27 protein-coding genes, 2 tRNA genes and 2 rRNA genes are annotated in these 24,777 nt (G+C 55.2%); 11 read left to right on the top strand and 20 right to left on the bottom strand.

Going from position 1 to position 24,777, the window contains the following annotated elements; translation table 11 throughout:
- Window positions 1–95 precede the first annotated feature (95 nt).
- From VFA76_05445 to VFA76_05425, 5 genes are all read left to right on the top strand, one after another.
- Complete coding sequence (locus VFA76_05445) at window positions 96–296, top strand: hypothetical protein (GenBank protein ID HZR31278.1); 201 nt, start codon at window positions 96–98, stop codon at window positions 294–296.
- A gap of 235 nt (window positions 297–531) precedes the next feature.
- Window positions 532–702, top strand: a complete 171-nt coding sequence (locus tag VFA76_05440; GenBank protein ID HZR31277.1) for a hypothetical protein — start codon at window positions 532–534, stop codon at window positions 700–702.
- A gap of 183 nt (window positions 703–885) precedes the next feature.
- On the top strand, window positions 886–1,935 hold the full coding sequence (gene purM / locus VFA76_05435) for a phosphoribosylformylglycinamidine cyclo-ligase (protein HZR31276.1): 1,050 nt from the start codon (window positions 886–888) through the stop codon (window positions 1,933–1,935).
- Window positions 1,936–1,980: 45 nt separating this feature from the next.
- Window positions 1,981–2,601, top strand: a complete 621-nt coding sequence (purN, locus tag VFA76_05430; GenBank protein ID HZR31275.1) for a phosphoribosylglycinamide formyltransferase — start codon at window positions 1,981–1,983, stop codon at window positions 2,599–2,601.
- 10 nt (window positions 2,602–2,611) lie between these two features.
- A complete protein-coding gene (locus VFA76_05425; GenBank protein ID HZR31274.1) occupies window positions 2,612–2,956 on the top strand; it encodes a DUF309 domain-containing protein in 345 nt (114 codons plus the stop codon).
- Between the two features lie 36 nt (window positions 2,957–2,992).
- Here the strand turns inward: VFA76_05425 and VFA76_05420 are convergent, their stop codons facing one another.
- The 9 genes from VFA76_05420 to VFA76_05380 all read right to left on the bottom strand — a co-directional run bounded on the left by VFA76_05420 (window position 2,993) and on the right by VFA76_05380 (window position 9,938).
- Window positions 2,993–4,624, bottom strand: coding sequence for a hypothetical protein (locus tag VFA76_05420; protein ID HZR31273.1), 1,632 nt, complete (start codon window positions 4,622–4,624; stop codon window positions 2,993–2,995).
- 36 nt (window positions 4,625–4,660) lie between these two features.
- The gene (locus VFA76_05415) at window positions 4,661–4,903 is read right to left on the bottom strand and encodes a hypothetical protein (GenBank protein HZR31272.1); all 243 of its coding nucleotides are present in this window, start codon (window positions 4,901–4,903) and stop codon (window positions 4,661–4,663) included.
- Between the two features lie 65 nt (window positions 4,904–4,968).
- Window positions 4,969–6,030 carry an SH3 domain-containing protein gene (locus VFA76_05410; protein HZR31271.1) on the bottom strand — a complete coding sequence of 354 codons (1,062 nt, stop codon included), beginning with the start codon at window positions 6,028–6,030 and terminating at the stop codon, window positions 4,969–4,971.
- Between the two features lie 105 nt (window positions 6,031–6,135).
- Window positions 6,136–7,224, bottom strand: a complete 1,089-nt coding sequence (locus tag VFA76_05405; GenBank protein ID HZR31270.1) for an ATP-dependent 6-phosphofructokinase — start codon at window positions 7,222–7,224, stop codon at window positions 6,136–6,138.
- Window positions 7,221–7,835 carry an Ig-like domain-containing protein gene (locus tag VFA76_05400; GenBank protein HZR31269.1) on the bottom strand — a complete coding sequence of 205 codons (615 nt, stop codon included), beginning with the start codon at window positions 7,833–7,835 and terminating at the stop codon, window positions 7,221–7,223. The genes VFA76_05405 and VFA76_05400 overlap by 4 nt, the downstream gene beginning before the upstream one ends.
- A gap of 122 nt (window positions 7,836–7,957) precedes the next feature.
- Entirely contained in the window at window positions 7,958–8,407 is a 450-nt protein-coding gene (locus VFA76_05395; protein HZR31268.1) for a DUF2203 domain-containing protein, read from the bottom strand.
- A gap of 50 nt (window positions 8,408–8,457) precedes the next feature.
- Window positions 8,458–8,997: a hypothetical protein gene (locus VFA76_05390; protein HZR31267.1), complete on the bottom strand. Its 540-nt coding sequence runs from the start codon at window positions 8,995–8,997 to the stop codon at window positions 8,458–8,460.
- A 70-nt stretch (window positions 8,998–9,067) separates the two neighbouring features.
- The gene (locus VFA76_05385; GenBank protein ID HZR31266.1) at window positions 9,068–9,415 is read right to left on the bottom strand and encodes a PilZ domain-containing protein; all 348 of its coding nucleotides are present in this window, start codon (window positions 9,413–9,415) and stop codon (window positions 9,068–9,070) included.
- A gap of 70 nt (window positions 9,416–9,485) precedes the next feature.
- A complete protein-coding gene (locus VFA76_05380) occupies window positions 9,486–9,938 on the bottom strand; it encodes a cupin domain-containing protein (GenBank protein ID HZR31265.1) in 453 nt (150 codons plus the stop codon).
- Window positions 9,939–10,310: 372 nt separating this feature from the next.
- Here VFA76_05380 and VFA76_05375 point away from each other — a divergent pair, with 372 nt between their 5' ends.
- The 3 genes from VFA76_05375 (at window position 10,311) to VFA76_05365 (ending at window position 13,638) form a co-directional block, all read left to right on the top strand.
- Window positions 10,311–11,816 carry a hypothetical protein gene (locus VFA76_05375; GenBank protein ID HZR31264.1) on the top strand — a complete coding sequence of 502 codons (1,506 nt, stop codon included), beginning with the start codon at window positions 10,311–10,313 and terminating at the stop codon, window positions 11,814–11,816.
- Window positions 11,817–12,084: 268 nt separating this feature from the next.
- Complete coding sequence (locus tag VFA76_05370; GenBank protein ID HZR31263.1) at window positions 12,085–12,729, top strand: hypothetical protein; 645 nt, start codon at window positions 12,085–12,087, stop codon at window positions 12,727–12,729.
- A gap of 678 nt (window positions 12,730–13,407) precedes the next feature.
- Window positions 13,408–13,638: a hypothetical protein gene (locus VFA76_05365; GenBank protein ID HZR31262.1), complete on the top strand. Its 231-nt coding sequence runs from the start codon at window positions 13,408–13,410 to the stop codon at window positions 13,636–13,638.
- A gap of 210 nt (window positions 13,639–13,848) precedes the next feature.
- Here VFA76_05365 and VFA76_05360 read toward each other — a convergent pair whose 3' ends face one another.
- From VFA76_05360 to VFA76_05325, 8 genes are all read right to left on the bottom strand, one after another.
- Entirely contained in the window at window positions 13,849–14,277 is a 429-nt protein-coding gene (locus tag VFA76_05360) for a nitroreductase/quinone reductase family protein (protein HZR31261.1), read from the bottom strand.
- 93 nt (window positions 14,278–14,370) lie between these two features.
- Window positions 14,371–15,375 carry a hypothetical protein gene (locus tag VFA76_05355; protein ID HZR31260.1) on the bottom strand — a complete coding sequence of 335 codons (1,005 nt, stop codon included), beginning with the start codon at window positions 15,373–15,375 and terminating at the stop codon, window positions 14,371–14,373.
- A 277-nt stretch (window positions 15,376–15,652) separates the two neighbouring features.
- Window positions 15,653–15,727: transfer RNA gene (locus VFA76_05350), tRNA-Cys, on the bottom strand.
- Between the two features lie 332 nt (window positions 15,728–16,059).
- Window positions 16,060–16,899 (bottom strand): hypothetical protein, encoded by an 840-nt coding sequence (locus VFA76_05345; GenBank protein HZR31259.1) that lies wholly within the window; start codon window positions 16,897–16,899, stop codon window positions 16,060–16,062.
- A 453-nt stretch (window positions 16,900–17,352) separates the two neighbouring features.
- Window positions 17,353–17,427, bottom strand: a tRNA-Gly gene (locus VFA76_05340).
- 94 nt (window positions 17,428–17,521) lie between these two features.
- On the bottom strand, window positions 17,522–18,241 hold the full coding sequence (locus VFA76_05335) for a tryptophan 2,3-dioxygenase family protein (GenBank protein HZR31258.1): 720 nt from the start codon (window positions 18,239–18,241) through the stop codon (window positions 17,522–17,524).
- A gap of 46 nt (window positions 18,242–18,287) precedes the next feature.
- The gene (locus VFA76_05330; GenBank protein ID HZR31257.1) at window positions 18,288–18,989 is read right to left on the bottom strand and encodes an ABC transporter ATP-binding protein; all 702 of its coding nucleotides are present in this window, start codon (window positions 18,987–18,989) and stop codon (window positions 18,288–18,290) included.
- Between the two features lie 79 nt (window positions 18,990–19,068).
- Entirely contained in the window at window positions 19,069–20,106 is a 1,038-nt protein-coding gene (locus VFA76_05325) for an HD-GYP domain-containing protein (GenBank protein HZR31256.1), read from the bottom strand.
- Between the two features lie 247 nt (window positions 20,107–20,353).
- Between VFA76_05325 and VFA76_05320 the strand changes: the two genes are divergently transcribed.
- Window positions 20,354–21,040, top strand: coding sequence for a PilZ domain-containing protein (locus VFA76_05320; GenBank protein ID HZR31255.1), 687 nt, complete (start codon window positions 20,354–20,356; stop codon window positions 21,038–21,040).
- Between the two features lie 99 nt (window positions 21,041–21,139).
- Entirely contained in the window at window positions 21,140–21,697 is a 558-nt protein-coding gene (locus tag VFA76_05315; protein HZR31254.1) for a hypothetical protein, read from the top strand.
- Window positions 21,698–21,790: 93 nt separating this feature from the next.
- On the opposite strand, the gene VFA76_05310 is transcribed toward VFA76_05315, so the two are convergent.
- Window positions 21,791–22,297, bottom strand: a complete 507-nt coding sequence (locus VFA76_05310) for a hypothetical protein (GenBank protein ID HZR31253.1) — start codon at window positions 22,295–22,297, stop codon at window positions 21,791–21,793.
- A gap of 172 nt (window positions 22,298–22,469) precedes the next feature.
- Between VFA76_05310 and VFA76_05305 the strand changes: the two genes are divergently transcribed.
- Window positions 22,470–23,882 (top strand): MATE family efflux transporter, encoded by a 1,413-nt coding sequence (locus VFA76_05305; protein HZR31252.1) that lies wholly within the window; start codon window positions 22,470–22,472, stop codon window positions 23,880–23,882.
- A gap of 75 nt (window positions 23,883–23,957) precedes the next feature.
- Here VFA76_05305 and rrf read toward each other — a convergent pair.
- Window positions 23,958–24,074 (bottom strand): 5S ribosomal RNA (gene rrf, locus VFA76_05300).
- Window positions 24,075–24,374: 300 nt separating this feature from the next.
- Window positions 24,375–24,777 (bottom strand): 23S ribosomal RNA (locus tag VFA76_05295); the annotation flags it as partial.

Raw genomic sequence — 24,777 nt, 5'->3', positions numbered from 1 at the left:
GCTGTTTAAGCATTTGAGGGCACAGGCTGCGCTGACTGTTTCGCTGTCTTGCGTCCTCAAATTGCCGGACAAATCTCTCAAGGAGAGCCAGGAAAATGAAGAAGCTTCTCACATTACTATTCGCAGTTGCTCTGACGTTCTCGATGGCTGCCGCCGCCCAAGAAGCGGGCAGCACGGCGCAGGGCGACACCGCCAAGGCTACCAAGGCGGAAAAGAAAGCCGCAAAGAAGGAAAAGAAAGCTGCCAAGAAGGCCGCAAAGAAAGCAAAGAAAGACGCCGCGAAGACCTCTCAGTAACCGAGGTCTTTTGCTTTTTGGGGTTCACCCCCGGTGCAAACCGGGGGCTTTTCTTTTGTCTCAAAAATTACCCGGAAACGGGTCGCCCGCTTTGGAGTCGTAGTAAAATCTTCCCGAAACAGGCTGCCTGCCTGAGGCACGACATTTTCTTATATCGCCCGCGGGGCGCGTTCTATGTACGACCGGGTTTACCGGTTGTCGTTCATAGTGATTACATACCCTCGGGAGGCAGTTCATGGAGCAAAAGGTAACTGGAACTTCGATTACCGCAACCGCAAGCAACGAAGCTGACGCACGCGAATTGGATCGGCGCAGAGTCTGGATTTTAACCGGCTACGCAGTGCTATTTCTGGCGCTGCTGGGAGTTATTGCTTACTACGCTTCGGGTTACATCGCCCAATCCTAGCACTGGTCGCGGTCAGGCACACTCGTCTGCAAAGCGTAAGAGCGACTGCTGCGATAACGTTTGGAACTTCCTATACGTTATCTCTGAGTCCAGCCCTGACCCAAAGCCATGCTACAATGTGCGCTTTCCTAACGCTTTTCCAGCGGTAGCAATCTTCCTTCGCAAAGAAAAAGGAACATCTCTGTGCCTCGAAATACGACTCCCGATACCAGCGTCACGTACGCCGATGCGGGCGTTGACATTGATCGGGCCAACAAGACCAAGCAACGAATCAAGTATCTTGCCCACAAGACCTTTTCCAGAAGCGTTCTCAGCGACATAGGGAGCTTTGGGGGCCTGTTTGCGCTGAATGACAAGTATCAGCAACCGGTTCTGGTCTCGAGCGTAGATGGGGTCGGCACCAAACTCAAGGTGGCGTTTGAGATGAACCTTCATCACACCGTGGGCGCCGATCTGGTGAACCACTGCGTGAACGACATTGCGGTGCAGGGCGCCGCCCCTCTGTTCTTCCTGGATTATCTGGCTGCCGGCAAATTGGAACCGGAAATTGCCGAAAAGGTCGTGGGAGGTATTGCCGACGCTTGCAAGGCCAATGGCTGTGCCTTGATCGGCGGCGAAACTGCGGAAATGCCGGGATTTTATCCCGAAGGTGAATATGATCTGGCCGGCTTCATCGTCGGAGTAGTTGAACGGGACCGAATCCTCACCGGCAAAAATATTCAACCGGGTGACGTGCTTCTCGGGCTTCCCTCCAACGGACTCCATACCAACGGCTACGCACTGGCCCGAAAGTTGCTGTTCGAGGTGGCGCATTACTCTCCCGAGACCTTTGTGAGCGATATCAAGAACAAGGTCGGTAACGAACTGATGCGCACCCACAAGAGCTATTGGCCCGTGCTTAAAAAATTACTGGATGCCGGACTGCTTACCGGTCTTGCCCACATTACCGGGGGTGGAATTTCTGAGAACTTGCCGCGAGTGCTGCCCAGAGGAACGGGTGCGGTGGTGGAGATGGGTACCTGGCCTGTGCTTCCGATTTTTGAGCACCTGCAAAAGCTGGGAAACATTCCGCAGAACGAGATGATGCGAACCTTCAACATGGGCATCGGTATGGTATTGGTGGTTCCACATCTGAACTTTAAGAAAGTGCAGACCCTACTGGATCGTGCTGGCGAGAAGAGCTACACCATGGGCCGCATCATAAAAGGGGACCGAAAAGTTCAGTACTCCTAGAGGATCCGCTGGCCTGTGTGCCGCCTGTGATAAATAATCATTTCCATGAAGAACCTCGGCATTCTGCTTTCCGGGCGCGGCTCGAATTTTGAAGCGATCGCCGACTCGGTGGCAGCCGGCAGAATTCACGCCAACATTGCGGTGGTGATCTCCAATCGCCCGGAAGCTCCCGGCATTGAAGCCGCTGGGCGGCGTGGCCTCCATACTCGCGTCGTCCCATCAAAGGGGAAAACACGCGAACAGCATGACTCCGAAGTTGTGGCGGTATTGAAAGAAAAGAAAGTTGATCTGGTGTGTCTGGCGGGCTACATGCGGCTGCTTTCGCCCTGGTTTGTGCAACAGTTCCCTAACCGCATTCTGAATATTCATCCCTCGCTGCTACCTGCCTTCCCTGGGCTGGAAGCCCAAAAGCAGGCACTCGAACACGGTAGCAAAGTGTCTGGATGCACCGTTCACTTCGTTGACGAGCATCTCGACCACGGCACGATCATCGTGCAGAAGACCGTGCCCGTACTAGAGAACGACGACGAGCATACGCTTTCAACCCGCATTCTTGAGCAGGAACATATCGCGTATACCGAAGCCATCAATATCGTCCTTGAAGGAAATTACGATGTGATTGGCCGGCGGCTGGTGCGCAAATCACCCGTGGCAGCACAATCCTGAAGTTTTTGGCATGAGCGTCCATGAAGACAGCTTTCGCCGCGGACTAGAGCTCTTCAATAGAGCGGAGTTTTTTGACGCCCATGAAGTCTTGGAAGATGTGTGGCGGGCAGCGCCAGTGGCGGAAAAGAAATTCTTGCAGGGCCTGATTCAGATCGCCGTCGGGCTACATCATCACTCCCGGGGAAACATCGCCGGTGCACGATCGTTATTACTTCGCGGAAACAGAAATCTCTCGGTGTATGCCGCCCGCCACGGAGGTATTCACCTTGCCAAACTGCGAGACGCTATCACGCAGTGGTCGGCAGCCTTGGAAAACGGCGCTGCCTTACCCTCTTACCCCACAATTGAACATTAGCTAATTTAGGATAGTCGGCGCCAGGTCACGAACTCTTCACGCAGCCAAGCCGACTCCTGCCGCTTGCGCGACACGATCTCGATGATAGAGATATTCGCGCGTGAGGCGAACCTCTTCGATGCTGCCGCGCAGCGCCTCGGCTGCCATTTTGCAGTAGCCCATTCGGAATGCGCTATAGGCGCGAAGGAATGCTGGTAGCCGTGCTTGCGGATCGCATCCACTCAACCTTCGATATTGCTGCAGAAAATAGTTGCGGGCCCGCGAATCCATTCGCCATTCCGTAATTGCGCCCGCCAGGTCCCAGGCGATGTCTGTCGGTCCGGGGTAAAAGTGGTCGTCACCATGCGAAGCGCCATCGGTCTTGATCAAACCATTCGGCGAGAGAATCCATTCGTGCGGCGCCATACGGCCATCGGCCAATACGACATCCTCAACATCGAAACCCAGCTCTGGATCGTTTATCCCCTCGCCGAATTCCTCGCGCAGATTGCAGGCAAGCATTTTTCCTAAATCCTCAGGCTGCCGGTCTGAGACTGTGAATTCCTTCTCTCGCCAGGCGCAATATTGGGCCAGCCGATCCAAGATTTCTGTCGAGATGTCCTTGGGTCTCGCGGGGCATCCGGGTACAAGCTCGTAGGAGACGTAACCCTGGTCAAACTCTTCAACCGGCGGACCGAAGCCGGCAGCCGCAAGCGCGAGTGACCGCTCACGTATCTCACTCCCGAACCGTCCCAACCCCTCGAATTTCCAGAGGCAACCGCGGTCTGCGGAAAGAAACTTGCTGCGCTCCATCGAAATCCACGAGGCTGGCCACTCATCTTTGCTTTCCAGGAGAAACTCGCGCCACAATCCGCCGCTGGCGTCGATTTCAGCCTGCGGAGGCATATGACTGATGTGCTCGACGGCAAGCGAGCGGAATTGCGCCCATCTCGCTGGACCATCCCTGGTGCAGAGACGGCTGGTGTTGGACAGTGAACTGCACAGGAAGGTGATCTGCGCACGCGCGACGCCCGCCTCCAGCAGAGCATCTCCAACCGAGAGAAACGAAGAACCACTCAGCCCCGGGCCCTCATCCACGACCATGAACTGTGCCGATGCTGATCGCTGCTTCGCGATCCAGCGCCGATCCGCGACAGTAAATTCAGTCTTGCGATAAAACGGGTGCCCAGTAGGACGCACCGTAATACGCGACACCGGGACCCTCCGCCGGCGCGCAGCTGCGGCGACAACCGCGCTGAGCGTGGTCCCAATGCTGCGGATGCCGACCACTGCTGCCGGTTGAGAAAGCGACAGAAAGGAATCAGCAAGATCGACAAACTTCAGTGGGTGAAGGCCGTAGTAGGCAAATCCTTCGGGCGGCGAACTCTGAACGGTTACGGGAAAATTGATTCGTGAGAGCTGCTGAAGGGTCTGTCCGTATTGCATACCGCAAGTGCCACCGAGTAGCAGGTGGGCCAGATGATCGGTGATTTCAGCAATGGCGCGAGCGTCCGCAGCGCCAGAATCAGCTAAAGCGCATTCCAACTCGCCACATCGCAGAAGGGCGTCCAGCAGAAACTCTGGCTTGGCTTGACCCGTGTGAAGGCCTGCCGCTCGGATGCTGCTGACCAATTGGCGAACTAATGCAGCTCCCGAGACGTTCCGTCGGCCGTCACGAAATACAAGCATGAGTTAATTGGTGGGCTCGAGCTCTTAGGTCGGTGCTTAAGCCGCTCTTGACTTATCTTTATCTTTGTCTTTGGCGCCGCGGCGTGAGCGAGCTACATCGCCATCTTTATCAATGAAGTACAAGTATTGATTGTCGCGCTCGACAGCTTTGGGAACGAGGATCTGGGAGTCGCCTTTGCCAGACTTGGCCTTCTGGCAGACGTTCCCCTCACCATCCAGGTAGTACAGGTAATTCCGATAATCGCGCTCTAGATTGAGCTTCTTTACCTTCTCAGCCATAGTACCCGCCCCCCGAGCACAGTTGGATTCGTAGCCGGGGCGTACTGATGCCTCCCGGGAAAGGATTAAGGCTGCGGGCGGGAGCGGCGGCCGGGGCGCCTTTGCGCGGCTGTCGATTGCTGCTCTTCAGGGGTAAGCACGCGACGGACAATGGGTCCATTCAGCTTGTACTTTCGCTCAACAAGGTTGCCGTCCACGTCCTTCAGGTGTAGCTCAAACAGCGGCAAATTGCCTTCTTTATCAAAGTTTTCGCGAGCTATGTTGACGGGGAGAAAACCAGATAGCTTGCGTTCGCGATAGGCGGTCTCGTAACGATGACGCTTCACGTTCCACGTGAAAACTCGGATTTGGTTGAAGTCGAAGGGCATACCATCCTTGGGCTCTGAAAGGGCGACAACATACTGCGGAACTTTCTTGTCGCCATCGTTCACTTCATCCAGCTGAAATGCACCCACAATTCGTTGACCCTCCGCGTATTGCGAAATTTCGATGGGAATGTTGAGATCTATCATCCGGGACAACACCCAACCGGTATGGCCTTGCGTGTCCCGCACAAGCCACCAGTCTTCCATCACTGGCTTTTCCTCCAGCTTTCTTCCGGTTGTATGCTTCGCCGGAATCAGCAGAGCAGTCTGGGGTTTAGGACTGGTGGCGCGCTTCAGGACTTGCACCTGTTCGCCTTCCTTGACCTGGTAAATATGGTCCGCATCGCGGGCAGGCAGCAGATGAATGTTGGTATCGTTGCGGGTGGTCCCAGATCCTTGCACGGAGGCGCTTTTGTACTCAGCCGCCAGTTTTAGCAACTGGTCAAATGTATCCTGGCCGGTCAGGTAACGCTGCTCGACCCAGCCTTCTTTGCCGCCTTCGGTCCGTACTCGAGCAAAACGGCGGGCTCTTTCCAGAACTTCCAAGCGGTCACCATTCTTAACCAGCTCCACTTTGTTGTAGGTGGCGGCGACCTGATCACGTAGATAAAGTTGCGGAACCGTGACGTAAGCCACCTCACGCGAGGCGTTTCCCCTTCCACACGCCATCAGTAGCAGGATGGCTAAGAAAACAAGGAGTCCCGCGGACAACAACGAAAATCGCGAGCAGCGGCGGAAGAAATATGCCTGTACCAATTTCACCTCAGACTAAATATAGCTTCCGTGACGGGCGGTGTCACAGTGACTTCGGTGTTTCGCCAGGATGTATCAACTCTGTTACTGGGAGAAGAGAAGGTTTACCGGGAATCAATCGCCAAAACAAATTCCTATGGACCGCGCTACGTGCACTAGTTCGCCGTTAGGGTCAACGCACTTTAAGTGTCCAATGGCTTCCGCGATGGGCACGCTGCCCACCTTGGACTGGTGCAGGCACACCATCCGGCCGAATTCTCCGCGGGCGATCATGTCAACCGCGGCTACCCCGAATCGGGTTGCGAGGATACGGTCAAAGGCTGATGGTGTTCCACCGCGCTGTATATGCCCCAGGACGGTGACCCGCACGTCTTTTTTGGTTGCGCGCCCAATGGCGTCGCCAATGACGTTGCCCACGCTTCCGCTTCTCGGATTGCGGCGCCGCTCCTGTGCAATCTCGGGGTTCAGGTCCTTCGGCAGTTTCACCCCTTCTGCAACCACTACGATCGTGAACATTTTGCGATAGCTCTCGCGGCGCCGTACATACTCCGCTATTTTTTCAACACTGAAGGCGATTTCAGGAATAAGGATTACATGTGCGCCCCCCGCCACCCCTGCGCCTAACGCAATCCACCCAGCGTCGCGTCCCATTACCTCGACCAGCATGATGCGGTGATGTGATTCTGCTGTGGTATGGATTTTGTCAACTGCGTCAGTTGCGGTTGAGAGGGCTGTATCGAAGCCGAAGGTAATGTCGGTGGCGGAAAGATCGTTGTCTATGGTTTTCGGGACGCCTACAACCTTCAGGCCCTTTTCGGCGAGCTCGAGCGCAATCTTCTGCGAGCCATCGCCGCCGATCACAACTACCGCGTCAATTCCGAGCTTGCGTGCGTTCGCGATCACGTCCGCCGAGACATCCTTCGTGACCTCCTTGCCGTCCTCAGTGGCCTTATAGACGAAGGGATTACCTCGATTCGTGGTCCCCAAAATCGTGCCGCCGCGAGGAAGAATCCCACTGACGTGCTTAAGCGTGAGCTCAAAGGCGTTCTCCGGGTTGATGAGGCCATCAAAACCGTCGGGAATACCGATAACTTTCCAGTGGTATTTCAGAAAAGCGGATTTCACTACCGCGCGGATCACAGCATTGAGGCCAGGAGCATCACCGCCGCCCGTGGAGATCCCGATGGTGCGGATTTCGCTCATTGCACGGTGATAGTAAATGTATTACTGGTGATCGAGCCGGAAGAGGAAGTGGCCGTAATGTTGGCCGTGCCGGTCGTGGTGCTGCTGGCCGTGGCCAAGCCTTGTGAATTAATTGTCACCACGTTTTGGTTGCTCGTATTCCAGGTCACGGAATTGGTAATGGTGCTGCTACTACCATCGGCAAATGTGCCCGTGGCCGTAAATTGATCGGTGCCGCCCAAGGAGACAACCGAGTTGGGTGCGGTGATATTGATGCTGGTGAGGGCTGATGCGGTCACAGTCAAGGTGGCGGTTCCGCTGACCGTCCCTGAGGTTGCGGTTATGGTGGCCGATCCTGGCGCCACCGCCTTCGCCAATCCTGAACTGTTGACGGTTGCGATGGTCTTGTCAGAAGTTGTCCAGGTGAGGTTCTTTGGGTTCCCGGTGCTACCGTCGTCATTAGTTCCAGTTGCCGTGAACTGCAGCGTGGCTCCCTTAGCAATAGAAGGGTTTGCCGGCTTCAGCGTAATGGACGTGAGCACCGGATTTACGAAAAACCCGTGGCAGGCCACCAACACAAAAATCAGCAGAAAAGCCAATCCCGAAATGGGCAAATTACTGCGCTTGAGCATCAACAATGAACTCCGCGGACCCGGATAGAGTCATCCTGGGAACGTCGAACCAAGGCATTGCTGCACAGAATTTTAGCAGAGCTGGCTTTTCTATCGGTCTTATTGAAATTTAGATTTACCGCTCAGTGCTGGCGTTTTGGCGGCAGCTTCAGAATGCGGTCATCCAGAGGCTTGCGCCCAGAGTAACCTTCCTCAGTGCTGTGCCAGTGCGTGATTTTTTGCTCGCCAAGCTTCCAGCACAACAGAATCGTGCCGCCTTCTACTTCGCAGGGAAAATCGAGCAATCCGATGTCTAAGTCCTTAACCTGGACCCCGGTAGAGTGGATTTCGGTAACTGCGTCCTTAATTCGCTGGACCGACTTCTCACGCTCCGCCTTGCGACGCGCAAGTTTGACGATGGGCAGCATCAAGCCACCGGCAAGAAATACGCGGTGGGCAATCTCCTCGAATTCCTTGTCGATTTGAGTCACGTCTTTTTTGCTTTGGATCGCCGTCCGCAGGAGCGATTCCAGGATTGGTAACAGGTCGTGGGCTTCTTCCAGGGTAAAGGTGCGTTCGGACATATTATTCATATTGTACTCTGCCGTGGCACTCTGAGCGCAGGTCAATCCTTCCATTAAGTTCAGTGATTTATCAGGTGCTGATTGGGCTCTTCTTGCGAGGGCGTCAGTTCCTTGGGGCACACGCCGCCGTTGTATTCCATGAGCCTGTTCTTCCATTTGAGGAATTCGGTGATGGTCTGGGGCTCAATGCGAATCTCTACCCGCCGAAGACTGGCCAGCAATAGATTCATCTCGAACATCAGCCCAGCTAAGCTGCGCTGGCAACGACTCTTGCGGCGGAGCTCGACTTTTTTGCCCGTGCATTCCAGCAATCCCCAGCCGGGTGGCAGATCGCCCGTGGTGACCAGCCCCCTGGGAACCATATAGAAGCGTTCACAACCCAGAGCCATCTCGGGATTTTGCCGGAACGGCTTGTTGGAATCGCTCAGAAAATCTGCCCTCGACATCTTGCATTCCACGACCACCGAGTGACAGCGCCGCTTCCAGCCGATGGCGTCGGGCATCTCTCCGCTTTGGCAAAGCTGTTCGGAGAGCACCACGCCGCAACCATAGCGCCGCAACCAGTCCACGGCCAGCTTGATCATTTGTGGGTGGGTCATAATTCAGAGGCTTAAAGAAGGTTGTAGAAGATTGCTCAGCGTGAAGACTAGTACCTTAGTGACTGCTGGCTTACAGAGGCGCCAGGCCGGCGCATCCTCGCTCGATAGCGTCGCGGTGATCGGTGCTCAGGGACACAAATTCGAATCCATAGCGGTCCCCAATGCGATTGCGCACGATGGCGCGGAGGTGCAAAGCGTCTGACGAAAGCGGGAATACAAATTCTAACTCGACCGTTTGACCCAGGGAAAGGTCCCGTGGGAGCACTGCCGCTAATCCTGAGAGGCTTATGCCGAGGGCCCGGCCAGCCGTGACTTCCGTCCGTTCGGCTTCAAAGAGCATCACTCGGCCAGAAAATAAGAAACGCGGATTTGCACGCTGTGCTCGCCGCCGAACCGAAACTTGAGAGGACTCTAACATTTGCGAGACCTTGCTTCAAAGTAACGGCGGCGTGTTACCGGGTCAAAGCACGAAGGTAATGCTCACCCTGCTATTTGGTCATATGTGCGTCCGGGGTTGGAGGACCGGACAGCGGAACGTCGCGATCACATATAAAGATCGCCAGCAATCGCGAGGTTTGACTGGGGCTACCATCCTTGGAGACTTGATGGATCCCATTGGGTGGTTCGTAGAAGGCCTTACCGGCTTCGTAGGTCTGACCAGGCGATCCTTTGACCTGTGACTCGATGGCGCCGTTGACAACGTAGCCGATAACCGGGCAGGGATGGCTGTGAGGCTCGGACCCGATGCCCACGGGATAATCAACTTCCACCAAGTGCACGGTTAGGTTGTCGCCATTCATCTTCGGCAACTTCTGGCTAAGGACCCTCCTGTCCGACTCTTCTGCTGAACCCGCTGGCGACGATTGTGCGCGCAAAAGAAATCCGCCAGCTACCAGCAACGCCACAGCCACTCCGATCGTGTAATCCCGCATTTTCGTCATCCCCTCCTGGAAGCAGTAGATTCTATGCCTATGGACTTGTTCTTCAGGAAAACGATAGAGCACCAGCCCAGAATCGCAACACTCTGTGACCGCTTGCTGTGCTCAGGCGAACACTTGGCCGTTTGTGCCCCAATTGGTCCGTTGGGGAAGTCTATTCTCGTCAGCCGTCAATTGCGGGTGATCCTACTCTCTCCTAATTAGAAGCAACCCTTCAGAGTGGCCCAGAATCTACCCCGTCCGAAGTACGAACCCGGATTAGTACGCCTGTGGGCGCCACCCATTTTTCTTAGCTGCTGAAGAGCAGCAAACGTGACATTCCTGATCCATAAATCGGGCTTCCTGAACACCCATAATCACGCCGAGGAGAAGGCAATGAAACTATTGCGGAAGTTAGCGGTCATGCTCGCCGTTATCATCGTCAGTTCCAGTGCCGCCCTATGCCAGACCTGGCAACCACTGGCTAACCAGCCAACTTTCAGCCCGGGAGCAATGTTGCTCCTGACCGATGGCACCGTCCTGGTGCACTCGGAACCCAACTGCCTTACCTGCACAAGCACAGACTATAGTTCCTGGTACAAGCTGATACCTGATAGCCATGGCAGCTACGTGAACGGCACCTGGAAGCAAGTGGCTTCGTTGCCGAGCGGCTATGCCCCTCTATATTTCGGGTCCGTTGTGTTGCCCGATGGCCGCGTGGTCATTGAGGGCGGCGAATACAACTGCGCTAGTGGAAGCTGCAACGCAGTGTGGACCAATCAAGGGGCGCTCTACGATCCTCTGAAGAACGCCTGGAAGTCGGTGCAGCCGCCAGCAGGCTGGACGACAATTGGCGACGCCCAATCAGTGATTTTGCCCAATGGAACTTATATGCAGGCGAACTGCTGCACCACCGAACAGGCTCTTTTCAATCCATCAACTTTGACCTGGACCAACGTCGGAAAAGGCAAGTTCGATATCAACGACGAAGGATGGACGCTGCTGCCGAACGGAAAAGTTCTGACGGTTGATGCGTATGTGTTCAAGTACGACGCCAGCGGTACTAACTCGGAGATCTACAGCCCAGGTACTGCCACATGGACGAGCGCTGGCAGCACCCGGGTGCAACTTTGGGACTCATGCGGAGGATCAAACCTGGCTTCTTATGAAGTTGGTCCTGCCATCCTGAGGCCGGATGGTACGGTCTTTTACACTGGCGCAAATACCTGCGGACCAGGCCACACAGCCATCTACAACTCAAAGTCGGGCGCATGGACTGCTGGACCAGATTTTCCCGGAGCCTATGGCGCTGCGGATGGACCTGCGGCCCTGGAACCCAACGGCAACGTTCTGGTCTTCTCCAGCCCCAGCCGCTTCTATCCTCCGGCTGGGCAATTCTTCGAGTGGAATGGTTCGACCTTCTCGTTGACCAGCACGCCACCGAGTGCGCTGGCAGACGCATCGTACGTCGGACATCTCCTTGTCCTGCCCACGGGACAGATCATGTTCACCGACTTCACCAGCGATGTTGAGATCTTCACCCCGGCCGGTACCTACAATGCTGCGTGGGCTCCAGCCATCAGCTCAGCTCCTGCCAACGTCACCCGGGGCAACAGCTACAGCATCTCGGGTACGCAATTCAATGGACTCTCGCAGGCAGCGGCTTACGGCGACGATTTCCAGGATGCCACCAACTATCCGTTAGTTCGCATCGTGAACGCGGCTACGGGACATGTGTTCTACTGCCGTACTCATGGCCACAGCACAATGGCAGTGGCCACTGGGAGCAAAACTGTATCAACCCACTTTGACGTTCCGGCCAACACGGAAACCGGCCTTAGCCAATTGTTTGTCGTCGCCAACGGTATTCCATCGTCGCCCCATTGGATGACTGTGCACTAAAAAAGTGGCTGGCGAGGACCATTCCCCGACGAGCCTCCACTGCTGCAAAAAGGTAGAGGGACCGCTCGTCGGGGTGTGGTGTCGCGGCGTCCCACGAAGACCGAGCCCTCTACCACTCCGCCGCACTGACCCTACCGCAGTGCCCCTTGCATCTTTTCGAAAATAGAATTGCCGCTTGGTCTGTCCTGAAGAGCCTGCTATTCTCGGTTCGCCACGGGCAAAATGGCGCCGCGTTCTATCAGCGACGATAGGAAACAGAGCGCGTGGAATGACCAAGGGCGGACAGAGCGTGGGCGGAATGCCATTTCCTGACATATTTTCGGAGTTCGGCAAACACGTACTGTTTGAAATCGTACTTGCCCGATTCAAGCAGATTGTTGAGGTAGTGCAAGGCTCGGATACAGAAAACGCAGCTAAGAATATATATGCCGACTCTTGCAATGCCAGCCTCTTTCTGCGTCACCGCAAAAAAGTTTACGGCAGGGTGTACGAGAGTGCATTTAAAAGCGGCAAGGACGTCCTATATGTCAGCATCATGTCCAAAGATACGCTGAATGATATGCGGGAGTACCTGAACAATGCGAAGATCGCTCGAACCACATTGCGCGTACTCACATGGAATCCCCGCGTAGGATCACAAGCGATTGAAGCCTTTCGCAAGCACCTTGGTGAATACGAGTTCGATCCATCAGGTGCAGCCGCACAAATCAGCGACATCCGGTCGCTGGAAGCAACTGGCCAAGGAATTTCCGAGTGTCATTACTGGATTACGCAGCTATACGTCCGCACCAACAATGCAAGGCGTGATTGTGAAGGGAGAGTGGGCTTTGATAGAACTTATCCCCTATCACACGACAAAAGACAAGAGGCCAGCAATGTTTCTCTCAGCAGAATTCGACCCCGAACTTTATGAACTGTTCGAGACCACATTCTCACAATTATACGATGATTCAACACCCATTTGAGCCTCACCTTTCGTAGGTACTGATCTAAGATCAGCACTTCTTCGTATGCTTGCATCAAACTGCGGCCGTGTATCGGTTTGAGGAGTTTAATAAGGCAAACCAAATCGCCGAATATTCGAAAAGCGACGAGCAGTCGCTACATATTTCGGTACAGTGATAGAAATGGAAGGAAGGGCGGATCGTGAAATTAGCTGAAAAAAGTGGAGGCGCGGGTCGGAATCGAACCCACGTACGCATTGGAACGATTGGGGATGCCGACATTGTGTCTGGGCACAATGCGGTCTCGCAGCTCGATCGAGAAAAACATTTGATGTGCTGACCTCGCACATGTCCAGGGTAACGCGGCCTCACCTCGCAGTCGTCCAGATATTTGATAATGCGGGCGCTCAGCTTTCGGGACAGGCCACGATACAGTAACGGGATGTTACGATCTCGCGGTCATACCTGCTTGTGATCTCCTCATGCCTAATGATCTTCCGTGTGCGCGGCTCAATCATGTCTCCTGGTTCTCTCTGACGCCAGCGTGTGTGATCTGGTGGGCGCGTGTGCGGCGCTGAATATGGTGCTGTGGTGCGGTAGTTCGCTGACGTCTGCATGCCATAATGTGTCCTGCACATGGAACTGAAATGAGCAACCAAGATGCTGTCCTGCAGGGTGTTTTTGATGTCGTGGCTGGACTCCTTTTTTTGTACCAGGTCTTTAATGGGCGTTGGCAAAATTTGCAGCAACTCGGCCTCGCCAAAGCGGTCGAGGAGAGCAGGCCTTTTGGCAGAAAGCAACGTGCTGCGTGGTTTGCAATCGCCGTCGTCTACATTTGTCTAGGCGCATACCGTATAGCTAAGTCTCTATTGGTGTAAGGCGTGTCCGGCGTCCGAGGGGTTCAACAGAAGTGAGAGTGCTGCGAGCAGCGCAGCGTGTGCTGGGCACGGCAGTGCTAATAACAGTGCAAGGGGCAAATGCAGAGTTCAGTCACGTGACACCATCCCGAGGAACACTGCAATATACCTACGAGCCAAGCACTTAGATCCTCATCCCGGTGGCTTAGCCTTGTTCTGAACCCTTTTCGCTTAGTGATCCAAATCAACTCGAATGCTGAGGAGTTCTGTTCCGAAAAGCCGCACCGCTCTCGCGTTCCCGGCGCTTGAGGGCTTTTGACGCGCCAGCCAACGTTGGCGTTCACACGGATCATCATCAACAAGCAGATTGGCAGTCCCCGCGTGCCAGCGGTATCTTAACCCCTCACGCACCTTCAGACGCACATGCGGATCGTGCTCAATGTTGCGGACGTATCCAGCCTTCACGCCATGCTCTGCCACTAGCCAGAACTGGTTTCCAATGCGACCATCGCCCACTGGCGTGCGCCGTGGCTTTCCCGTCTTTCTCCCCTTCGTTTCGAGCAGCGCATATCCGGGCAGCGGCAGACCTATTCCGAGTGCGAACTTGATGGGCGGGTTCAGAAAGTATTTCTGAAGCGTGTGAACAATCTGATGCTTCATTTTGTTCTTCGACCAAACCTAACCCAAACTGAGGCTCAACAGTTCGAGTGGCGATCTATGCCTGCCGTCTTGAGGCACCGGCGTCTTTAGATTCTATTGCAGCGTGATCAGCACCTGGATGGTGCCTTTGCCGCTTCTCAGCGGTTCCATTGCCTTTCCCAGGACAGCGCCCAGCATCCGGCTGCGGTCCGTACCTTTCATGGCATAGCCGCTCTCTGAGGATGTGACTAGCAAGTCTCCACGTTGAATCGAGCCATTTTCCGCAGTCACTTTGCAGGGAACAATTCCCATTACCGCCAAAGGCAAATGAGAACTCGGCCGCTCACCCATCCCATAAGGGCTGGCCAGGATGCCAGGTTTGGTGGAGTAAATACCGGCGACTAACGTCGAGTAAGGGGTTGGTGAGAGTCCCACTCGACGATCAGAGGCCGGATCGATCACCAGCACATCTCCGGGCTCGTAGCTGCGCCCCGCAGCCGCACCGGCCACTGACTCAGCGAAATCGGCGCCTCCTGTGTTGTAGGCGTTTGCAAATACATTGCCGGCGCCATCCACGCGAAACTTGCGGTCCATGGAGAAGCCGCTGGTGCCAAGCAATATGTCTCCTCCGGTGGCATTGTGAAACACGCCGGCAATCGCTCCCGAAGCTCCGAGAAACGTCTCAGAAAATACTCCGACCCCATTTCCCTTGGCGTGCAGCCCGATCGCCGCCGAATCGCCGGTACCCTCTGCCACCACGCCTTCGTGGCCACCGATTCCGTGGACACCAATCCCTTTCGCGCCAGCCGCAGAGCCCTCAACTCCCGCTCCTCCAGCACTGTTCAGGGCCTCGCCGCGAATGACGTGTGCGCCGGCCGCCGTGCTCTGCACCCAGAGCGCAAAATTCAATCCCGTGCGGATGCTGAACTTGGCGGCTGAAGTATTGGAGTTGATAGAAAAGCGGCCAGAAGTTGGATTGTAAAAAAGCGATGTATTCCCAAGGCTGCTCGAACTTGTCCAACGCGGCACAAAATTCGTGCTTCCCGAACCGCTGACTTGTGACCAACCCAGCCCGGTACAAAGAATAATAAAGGCAGCAAATACCCTGGTTAGGAACATGGAGGTCCTCCAGCAGCTTGGATGCAGGATTGCAGGATCCTGGACGACCCCCGTTATGCCGCAAAGCACTTTGCAGCAGTTCCCGAATTCAGATGGTTCTGAGGTATGCGCATCCGACCGAGGAGCACCAAAGTGCTGCCGTGCGACGTGTCGAGGAATTCAATAGGACAAACCCAATCGCCGAATATGCGAAACGTGACGAGCAGTTGCTACACATTCCGCTACAGTGACAAAAATGCAAGGAAAGCTGAATCGCGCAACTGGATTGAAAGAAAGTTGGAGGCGCGGGTCGGAATCGAACCGACGTATAAAGGTTTTGCAGACCTCTCCCTTACCACTTGGGTACCGCGCCTAAATCAGTTAGAAAACTGACGCCAAGATGTTTGGCGGATAGCTCCAGAAGCTCGCTCTGAGTGATTTTACTACGCCCATGTTGCGTGCACAAAACCTGGACAGCATGCAGAACTTGTAAACAGGCAGAGAGGCTGATGTCACGATTTGATGTCGAGATTCCACGGCGTTAGAGGAATTGGCGGGCTTCCTTTCGAGCGGGACACACTTAATGCCATAGGAGTAATGCGCGACAATACGGGATCGTTGGAGGTCACTTTCGCCGAGCTGAATTATTCTGCTTGGGGAAGCACGAGGGCCGGATTTTTTCGGCCCTCTTAATGCTGGTGAAGCTCACTGCCCGCTGTGCCTACTCTTCCAATTGCGGTCGTCATCATTGACCGCCCGATCATGGTTTTCGTCGCCCGGAATCTCGACGTCACCTTCATCAGGCTGTCCGCAACCCTTTGCGAAACCGCGTCCCACGCTATCTTCGTGATCTTCCCACGTGGCCCGACCCAGGGAGATGATGTCGTAGTAGGCGACCCCCGCAGCCGCTGCCATCCAACCTGAGTCATCGACTAGAGCTCCGCTACATATTTTGTGGTTCGGGTAGAGAACAGTGAGCACAGTCTTGAAGACATTCCACGGCACGTAGCTGCTGTTCTGTACGAAAGGACACAGAGGAGCGATTGCTGGATTCGTATTGAAGAGTGGGTTTGAACATATCGTGGCGAGCACTGGGAATCCGGACGCGACCAGCGGAGAGGCATCCCACCGCGGCATCTCGTCTGTCAAATCATCGTATTGCCAGCGATTCGGCACGCAACCGCCGGGAGTAAAGGGGAAGGTGTAGGCCCACACGTCACCGTCGGGGACACCATCGCCGTTCAGATCGATAGTCAACACGAAGCGCGGGGACCCACCGCCACAGCTGCGGTTCTGAAAATAGGACTTAAACTCGAGCATATTGTCGAGCGCGGCAATTTGTACCCCGAGCACCCGCGACACCGTACCGTAAAAAGGCGGAGCTAGAGTGTTAATCACAATTACGTCATTCGCCGGGTTCTCTGGATCTTGAGCATTCTGGGCATTGCCGCCCAGCAGGAAACCGCTCTCCCCCTTGGGCACTTCGGCGCTCGCCGATAGGGTACAGGCGACGGCGAAGATGAGCAGCATAATGAAGTTCTTCATTTTTATCCTCTCTGTTTGGATTTTCTTTCGGGGTCGACCTGTGGGACTGAGCGAAACATCAATCTTCCGCCGACGTTCTGCGCGAGGAAAAGTCGAGGGCGGTAGTTTCACATTTGGAATAGCAAGCACGCAGTGTTCCGTTTTTTTCAACAGCCTTTTCCTGAGTAGATTCCCGCGCTCGGGACAGCGTGTTTATATATTGGTAACGGCCTGCAGATACACAACTGTTGCACTGGCCTCCTAACAAGTTGCATCTGGGCACAAATGTTGACTTAACGTGAATTCCACGACCAAGGCGCGTGACACGGCCCCAAGGCCTCCTTGGCCCTTGCACTCCTGTGGGACGGGTAGCTTCTGCACTCCGCCGCTAGGTTGCTGCTCTGGTTACGCTCTCGATGCTTGTCGCTGAGGGATAGCTGGAGGGTTCAGAGCAAATCTCTGGGTCAGAAATTCTGGAGCGGGAGACGGGATTTGAACCCGCGACTTCGACCTTGGCAAGGTCGCACTCTACCGCTGAGTTACTCCCGCTCGACTGAAAGGATTATAGCAGCGATTATAAATGAGCCTTCGAAACACAGGCAATCCCGCACTCCAGCCTGATTCAGCCGGTGGGCCGCCGCCTTCAGATTTTCCCTTCATTCTGCAGGCTTTCATTGGCTCTGGCTGTGATCTGGTTACGCACATCCCAGAGTTCCTTGTATAAGACGTGTTCCTGCCGCTGATGGAGCACCTCCACCGGCGTACCCATCGTCCCCACGACTCCCCCGCCGATGATGCGCTGCGCCAATTTCAAATGATGAAAGCGGAAGATCTGCACCCGCTCGTCAAAATCCAGCAGGCTCTCGGCAACCTCATGAAGGGCAAAATGTTTCTGGTGATGCCGGTACAGGGCATCCAAGGTGATCCCGGTTCGCTCAAGTTGCTCGTAGAACGCCCTCCCCAGACGTGGCCCCACGTGCAACAACGACAAAAAACCTGGTGAGTCCAGGCCGCTGCCGTGTCCTAAGCCAGCGCGGATCAGGTGGTAGTCGTAAGGGGTGATGGTCTCCAGCACATGCAACATCTGGATCGGATAATCAATTTCCATGTTGGCGCGACGAATCAGGCGGCCAGTGTTGCCGAAGTCACCCTGTTCAAGGTGATCGAGCGCACGTTCCAGTTCCCATGCCGCGCCTTTCAGCATCAACTCGGATGCCTGATGCACAACCTGGAATGTGACTTCATCCTTGTGCAGCAGCTCTTCCGGCTGCTTCTGCAGGCTCAGGAGTTCGTCGGTACGCAGGTAGCGCTCGTAATCGGAGGCAGCGGTGCCGGGCAGGATAGGAGTTCGCAGGTCTTCCATGAGGCTTATTGTAAAACCGATTGGCACCGGCTTGAGGAACTAGCCTTCACCGGGGTTCCGTGGCAATGGCCGCACCGTCCACAATCTGTCCGTCCCGCATATGGATAGTGCGGTCGCCGTAGGCGGCGGCTTCAGGATTGTGGGTGATCATCAGGACGGTTTGGCCGAGCGCTTCCTTGGAGTGCCGCAACATATTCAGTACGATTTCAGAGTTCTTGGAATCCAGGTTTCCCGTAGGCTCATCGGCCAGCACGATTGCGGGATGGTTAATCAGCGCTCTCGCCAAAGCCACACGTTGCTGTTCACCGCCAGAAAGCTCGGATGGCCTATGATGCAGGCGTGGCGCGATTCCCAACAACTCAATAATGCGCCGAAAGTATTCATCGTTGGGGCTGGCGTGATTGCCGGCTATGTCCTGCGCGATAGTTATGTTGGAGAGCGCATCCAGCGTAGGCAGGAGATTGAATTTCTGAAACACAAAACCAATCTTGTTTTTGCGCATGCGGGTGCGCTCCCCGTCGGAAAGGCAGGCGAAGTCCGCACCGTCTATCAGCACGCGACCGGAATCGGCGCGCGTCAAGCCTCCAAGCAAATAGAAGAGGGTTGATTTACCGCTCCCCGAAGGCCCTACTACGCTGACAAATTCTCCCTTTTCCACGGTGAACGAGATTCCGCGCAACGCCGGCACCTCCACTTTGCCGACGTGGTAAGTCTTACGCAGGTCCTCAGCTACGATGATCGCTGCCATGCAAAACTTTGATATTACACGAAGAGTTGTAGCGTAGGTCTTGGCGGGGTAGGCGCTCTAATCTACAAACGGAGGGCGCCTAAACGATCACTTCCGGCACTTCCATCTGCCCATTTCTGAAGGCAATCACAAATGCGTCCACTACTTTGGGATCAAAATCCTTGCCTGATCCCTTCTGTATGACTTCTTTAGCGTCGTAGGGCGACATCGCTTTGCGGTACGGACGATCGCTGGTGAGCGAATCGTACACATCCGCGACTGTCAGAATGCGTGATTCCATCGGGATCTCGTTGCCCTGAGAAGGATGGTAGCCCGTCCCGTCATACTTATCATGATGTGCCAGGATAATTGGGATCAGTCGTGACAGTGAACCACCCACCGGTTCGAGCATGCCGACCCCAAGGTCAACATGCCTCTTCATCTCCGAGGATTCGTGCTCTGTCAGCCTTGCCGCTTTGTGCAAAATGTCGCGACTGACCTCGAGCTTGCCCAGATCATGCAGCAGCGCCGCCGCACGAACATCCTCAATGCGGTCTGAACTCAAACCCAGTTGGGCCGCCAGCTTCGCCGCATACACCGAGACTCGATAAGAGTGGTTTTGGGTGTATTTGTCCTTGGATATGAATTGGCTCAGGATGATAAGAATGCCGTGATAGGTACGCTTAAGTTCGCGAACATGCTGCTCTTTCTTCTCGTACAGCGTGCCCATGGTGTAAGCAGTGATCAGCAGGATTCCGCCCCACACCGTAATATCAAACCATTTACCGCTGACCGGAAGAGCTTGTTCTTGTTGCGCAAATAAGACCGGATTGAAGTAGGTGAGAAGCGAGACCAAGGCTACGCTGGCGACCGAAGTCAACGTGGCATGCCGGCGGCCGTAAATGTACGCGGAGAACAGGGTCGGCAGCGAATACAGGCCCAACACCATGCGGTGCGCATCCAGCAGAAAATTCATCAATCCCGCCAGAATGAACAACGACAAAACTAACCACAGCTCGCGGTTCACCTCTTCGAGATGTTGAAAACCGAAGCTCCTAATGGTTTTACGGGAATTCGCTGGCCGCGCCGGCGGAAACTGCGGCATGGCTGAAACATGGTTAACAGTATCTGACCCCACGCTGACCTCCTCCAACTTTAAATGCACCTGCTCCGCGTGAGAACGACTCGCAGGCTGGAGTCACGGACTATTGCTTATTTCGAGCGACGAGATTCCATCTTAGTACCGGTTTCGCGACACACAAGTTACTTACGTACCCGCCGTCTCCAGATTCCTTAACTACGGCGCAGTTGTATTTGTTGAATGGCTTTCCATGACCATCGTAACTAGCCTCCGATGTTACAAGGCCTTAACATTTTCAGTGAGTATGACCTTCCAGTGCTTACTACTTTGCCGCGATGCCGAGCGCATCACAGCGCTTAGACAAGCACTTTCTCGGCTGGATATTGAGGCGGTGGTGTGCGGTGAACCACATGCGGCTCAGGAGCTTTTAAAGAAACAGAAGTTCGAAGCTGCAATCATAGACTTACACCTGCTCAACTCTCATTTGGTGCTGCAAGGCTTCCGCGATCAACCGGACCGCAAGATCATAGTCGCTGCAATTCTTAGCCCAGAAGATACCGTGCGCGGCGCTTTCGATGAGGGCGCAAACTTTGTGTTTTACACGCCCCTCTCACTGGAACGCGCTATGCAAGGTTTGCGCGCCGTAAAGAACCTCATGTATCCGCAGCGCCGCCAGCAGTTCCGAAAGTCGCTGCACATGGCGGTTGAAGTATCTCTGGACGGAATTCATTACGTTAAATCGGTTTTGCTCAACCTGAGTGAGGGCGGCGTCTCCATACGCATGCCTGAAAAGGTCAAGATCACAGAGAAGGTGCACCTCCGATTCTTTCTGCCCGACAGCAAAATCTCGATCGAAACTGTCGGCGAAATCACCTGGGCAGATAAGAACGGGCGCGCCGGCATCCGTTTTGTCAGGCTTTCAAAAGAACACCAGCGCCACGTGCAGAACTGGCTAAATCCTACCGGGCAAGTCACCAAAACCACTCGCTGAACCACGCTGGTCCGTCGGCATATTCAAGAAATAATTCCTCGTGTTAGAGTGTCTGCCGTATTGCCGCGAGGAGACCGAATGCGCCCGCGATCATTGACGATGTCATTATTGCAATTGGCAGTGTTGACCGCCTGCGTTACGGCTGGCTGGACGGCATTGGCCGCTCAGGCGCGCACAAAGTCCCGGCACGTTGAAGTCCGCACCGTGCCGCCGCGTCCAGAGGACGTAGCCAGCATTGACTCCATCATGAAAGCTTTCTACGAAGTTATTTCTGGATCCGCGGGTCAACCCCGGCAGTGGGAGCGCGATCGCAGTCTTTATATTCCAGGCGTTCGATTTGTCGAAATGAGTGAAGACAAAAATGGAAAGCCGCATGCCGAGATTGTGGACCATCAGCAGTTCGTGGACCGGTCAGATCCGCCGCTTGTAAAAAACGGCTTCTTCGAAAACGAACTCCATCGAGAGACCAAACGTTTCGGCAACATTGCACACGTTTTCAGCACTTATGAAAGCCGGACCACGGCCAAGGGCCCAATAATTATGCGTGGGGTGAACAGCGTTGAACTCTTCTGGGATGGCAAGCGGTGGTGGATCGCGTCAGCGATCTGGGACCAGGAACGCCCTGACAATCCGATCCCGAAAGAATTGCTGCCCTAGGTCCGAGCTATATTCCAACCTGTTCTCACGAGTTCAGATATTTTTTTGCTCTGCGTCTTCCCAGCCACATCCCCACAGCTACGCCGGCGGCCGCTACTCCCAGGCGTCTGCGGAAATCAGCTTTCCCGATCCCAGGTAGTGGTTAATCGCTTTTTCCCAGTGCTGCATTTTGTGTTTAAACCATTTTTCGTCGTAGCGCTCGACCTCTTTATTACCAGCTTCGGAGAGGCCGGTGTAGGTGTAGCGAATGCCAGCTGCCGTGTCCCGTCCCTCTGCGCGCAGTGAAATTTTAATCTGTGCGGCCACCAGGCCCGGATTAATCCATGCATATCCGATCCTGAATGCGGCCGGATCGTACTCGGTAACAATCCAGATCGTTTCGGAAGGCTCACTTTGTCCAGCGCCGTGGCCCTCATTGGGAGTAGCAAATACACACCCCGCCTCGGCGACTCCGCTTTGCGAGTAGATCATCCGATATTCCCACCCCGGAACCCAGTCTGCCTCGCGCACCGGGCAGAGCAGCGGAAAGACCTTCTCCGGCGTCGCCTTGTTGCTTTGGGTGTAGGAATGGGTGACGCGTCTGCCCTGAAATTCTGACATGTGTTTCCTCCAAAAAATAAAACGGCCCGCGCCAATAGCGCGAGCCTGACTCGCTGGTCAAAAGAAAACGGGCCAGGCTGGTGACTCAACCTGACCCGCTGAATCCGTATTATCGCACAGAATCTTTAGCAGGACGAGAGTCGTCCAGTGTGCTACGAATGTGCAGGTCTCTATGAGCCATGCGGCCACAGCAGAGGTGTCCCAGAGTTTCTGGGGGTCGGTGTGGGAAGCGATCCAGGGCACACACCAGGACTTCACCAGCGGCAACCTGAATCGCGCCATTCTGTTGTTGGCGATTCCTATGGTGCTGGAGATGGTGTTGGAATCGCTGTTCGCGGTGGTGGATGTGATGTGGGTCGGACGTTTGGGGGCGGATGCCATAGCTACCGTAGGCATCACGGAATCAATGCTGTCGCTGGTATTCGCCATAGGACTAGGCTTGAGCCTCTCGACCACCGCCATGGTGGCGCGTCGCATTGGCGAGCAAGATCCGGAAGGCGCGGCGGTGGCTGCAGTTCAGGCGGTGGCCTTGGGACTGGGCGTGTCCCTGCTCATTGGTGTTCCTTGCCTGCTGTATGGGCCGCGTCTGCTGGGGCTGATGGGCGCATCCCCTGAAATCGTCCGCATCGGCGGCAGCTACACGCGGATCGCGCTGGGCGGCGGCGGGGTTGTGCTGATGCTGTTTCTGAATAACGCCATCTTTCGCGGCGCGGGCGATGCGGCAATCGCCATGCGGCTGCTATGGCTTTCAAACATCATCAACCTCGTGCTCGATCCCTGCCTGATCTTCGGGTTGGGCCCATTTCCACGGTTAGGCGTGACCGGAGCGGCCGTCTCCACATTGACCGGGCGCAGCATCGGCGTGGCCTACCAGTTTTATCGGCTGCTGCGCGGGACAGAGCGCATCCGCGTGCTCACCCGCCAGATCCGTCTCAATCTGCCAGTGCTGTGGCGCCTGATACGGGTCTCGCTCACCGGCGTTCTGCAATTCGCCATCGCGCACACGAGTTGGATCGGACTGGTACGCATTGTGAGCACCTTCGGCTCGGCTGCCCTCGCCGGCTACACCATCGCGATTCGCATACTGATTTTCGTCATCTTGCCCTCCTGGGGTCTGAGTAACGCTGCGGCCACGCTTGTCGGGCAGAACCTGGGCGCAAATCAGCCGCAGCGTGCCGAGGCATCCGTGTGGCGCACGGGCTTCTATAACATGCTGTTCCTGGGAGGCATTGGAGTCGTCTTTATAATTTTCGCTGAACCGATAATACGGCTTTTTACCCACGATCCAGTGGTCGTCCGGCTGGGAACTTCGTGCCTGCGCATCCTGAGCTATGGGAACATCGGCTACTCCTACGGGATGGTCATGCTGCAAGCCTTCAATGGCGCCGGAGACACGGTGACACCCACCATCGTCAACCTGTTCGGTTTCTGGTTCCTGGAAATTCCGCTGGCGTACTGGCTGGCGATCCGCGCTGGCTGGGGAACCAGTGGCGTCTTCTACGCGATCGTAATTGCCGAAGCCGCAATCGCAGCCGCGGGCATTCTGCTATTTCGCCGCGGCCAGTGGAAGCAGCAGAAAATTTGAATGTGGGGGCGGACGCTCTGGTCGGCCAAAAACAAAAAGGCCGATTACGCGAAACGTAATCGGCCTTATTTTTTATGCCGGCGACGACCTACTCTCCCACACACTTTCGCGTGCAGTACAATCGGCCCTGCGGGGCTTAACTTCCGTGTTCGGGATGGGAACGGGTGTTGCCCCCGCGGTATGGTCACCGACAAAGTCGCTCGGATGTTCAAGGAAGCTCGTCTCGCGCTTTAAACCTTATCGCAATGCGATTCGGCGCGCGGTGACTCGCCCAGGTCCTTCACTCGCGCAACTGCGGCGCTCGTTCAGGATGACATCCGAAATTCAAAGAACGGTGAGGACGAAGCCTCACAACTGAATAGATTGAGTGAAATTTAAGGCTGACCGGTCAAAACCGTCGGCGCGAAGCGCTCAGCCTGCAGTCAACTTGAAGTCAGTTTCTACTGAAGTTAGCTGCGGGTACTGAGTGCTTCGATGCACCGAGTAAATTTTATGGTCAAGCCGAACGGGCGATTAGTACTGGTAAGCTACACGCATTGCTGCGCTTCCACTTCCAGCCTATCAAACAGGTGGTCTTCCTGTGCCCTTCTTGCCCCTTACGGGTTGGGAGATCTGATCTTGGGGAGTGCTTCACGCTTATATGCATTCAGCGTTTATCACAACCGAACTTCGCTACCCAGCCGTGCCACTGGCATGACAGCTGGAACACAAGAGGTTCGTCCATCCCGGTCCTCTCGTACTAAGGACAGGTCCCCGCAAATCTCCTACGCCCACATCAGATAGGGACCGAACTGTCTCGCGACGTTCTGAACCCAGCTCACGTACCGCTTTAATAGGCGAACAGCCTAACCCTTGGAACCTTCTACAGCTCCAGGATGCGATGAGCCGACATCGA

The organism is Terriglobales bacterium, assembly GCA_035651655.1.
Lineage (GTDB): Bacteria > Acidobacteriota > Terriglobia > Terriglobales > Acidobacteriaceae > DASRFG01.
The sequence above is the reverse complement of the archived record's forward strand: the minus strand, read 5'-3'. Positions and strand labels throughout refer to the sequence as shown.

Excerpts from the sequence above, each read along its gene's own strand:
- VFA76_05400 (HZR31269.1), bottom strand. The coding sequence starts at position 7,835 with ATGCTCAAGCGCAGTAATTTGCCCATTTCGGGATTGGCTTTTCTGCTG.
- VFA76_05335 (HZR31258.1), bottom strand. The coding sequence starts at position 18,241 with ATGGAAGACCTGCGAACTCCTATCCTGCCCGGCACCGCTGCCTCCGAT.
- VFA76_05415 (HZR31272.1), bottom strand. The coding sequence starts at position 4,903 with ATGGCTGAGAAGGTAAAGAAGCTCAATCTAGAGCGCGATTATCGGAAT.
- VFA76_05395 (HZR31268.1), bottom strand. The coding sequence starts at position 8,407 with ATGAATAATATGTCCGAACGCACCTTTACCCTGGAAGAAGCCCACGAC.
- VFA76_05355 (HZR31260.1), bottom strand. The coding sequence starts at position 15,375 with ATGTTCCTAACCAGGGTATTTGCTGCCTTTATTATTCTTTGTACCGGG.
- purN (HZR31275.1), top strand. The coding sequence starts at position 1,981 with ATGAAGAACCTCGGCATTCTGCTTTCCGGGCGCGGCTCGAATTTTGAA.
- VFA76_05390 (HZR31267.1), bottom strand. The coding sequence starts at position 8,997 with ATGACCCACCCACAAATGATCAAGCTGGCCGTGGACTGGTTGCGGCGC.
- VFA76_05375 (HZR31264.1), top strand. The coding sequence starts at position 10,311 with ATGAAACTATTGCGGAAGTTAGCGGTCATGCTCGCCGTTATCATCGTC.
- VFA76_05440 (HZR31277.1), top strand. The coding sequence starts at position 532 with ATGGAGCAAAAGGTAACTGGAACTTCGATTACCGCAACCGCAAGCAAC.
- VFA76_05385 (HZR31266.1), bottom strand. The coding sequence starts at position 9,415 with ATGTTAGAGTCCTCTCAAGTTTCGGTTCGGCGGCGAGCACAGCGTGCA.
- VFA76_05420 (HZR31273.1), bottom strand. The coding sequence starts at position 4,624 with ATGCTTGTATTTCGTGACGGCCGACGGAACGTCTCGGGAGCTGCATTA.
- VFA76_05365 (HZR31262.1), top strand. The coding sequence starts at position 13,408 with ATGAGCAACCAAGATGCTGTCCTGCAGGGTGTTTTTGATGTCGTGGCT.
- VFA76_05305 (HZR31252.1), top strand. The coding sequence starts at position 22,470 with ATGAGCCATGCGGCCACAGCAGAGGTGTCCCAGAGTTTCTGGGGGTCG.
- VFA76_05330 (HZR31257.1), bottom strand. The coding sequence starts at position 18,989 with ATGGCAGCGATCATCGTAGCTGAGGACCTGCGTAAGACTTACCACGTC.
- VFA76_05315 (HZR31254.1), top strand. The coding sequence starts at position 21,140 with ATGTCATTATTGCAATTGGCAGTGTTGACCGCCTGCGTTACGGCTGGC.
- VFA76_05345 (HZR31259.1), bottom strand. The coding sequence starts at position 16,899 with ATGAAGAACTTCATTATGCTGCTCATCTTCGCCGTCGCCTGTACCCTA.
- VFA76_05310 (HZR31253.1), bottom strand. The coding sequence starts at position 22,297 with ATGTCAGAATTTCAGGGCAGACGCGTCACCCATTCCTACACCCAAAGC.
- VFA76_05405 (HZR31270.1), bottom strand. The coding sequence starts at position 7,224 with ATGAGCGAAATCCGCACCATCGGGATCTCCACGGGCGGCGGTGATGCT.
- VFA76_05370 (HZR31263.1), top strand. The coding sequence starts at position 12,085 with ATGACCAAGGGCGGACAGAGCGTGGGCGGAATGCCATTTCCTGACATA.
- VFA76_05360 (HZR31261.1), bottom strand. The coding sequence starts at position 14,277 with ATGAAGCATCAGATTGTTCACACGCTTCAGAAATACTTTCTGAACCCG.
- VFA76_05425 (HZR31274.1), top strand. The coding sequence starts at position 2,612 with ATGAGCGTCCATGAAGACAGCTTTCGCCGCGGACTAGAGCTCTTCAAT.
- VFA76_05380 (HZR31265.1), bottom strand. The coding sequence starts at position 9,938 with ATGACGAAAATGCGGGATTACACGATCGGAGTGGCTGTGGCGTTGCTG.
- VFA76_05445 (HZR31278.1), top strand. The coding sequence starts at position 96 with ATGAAGAAGCTTCTCACATTACTATTCGCAGTTGCTCTGACGTTCTCG.
- VFA76_05320 (HZR31255.1), top strand. The coding sequence starts at position 20,354 with ATGACCTTCCAGTGCTTACTACTTTGCCGCGATGCCGAGCGCATCACA.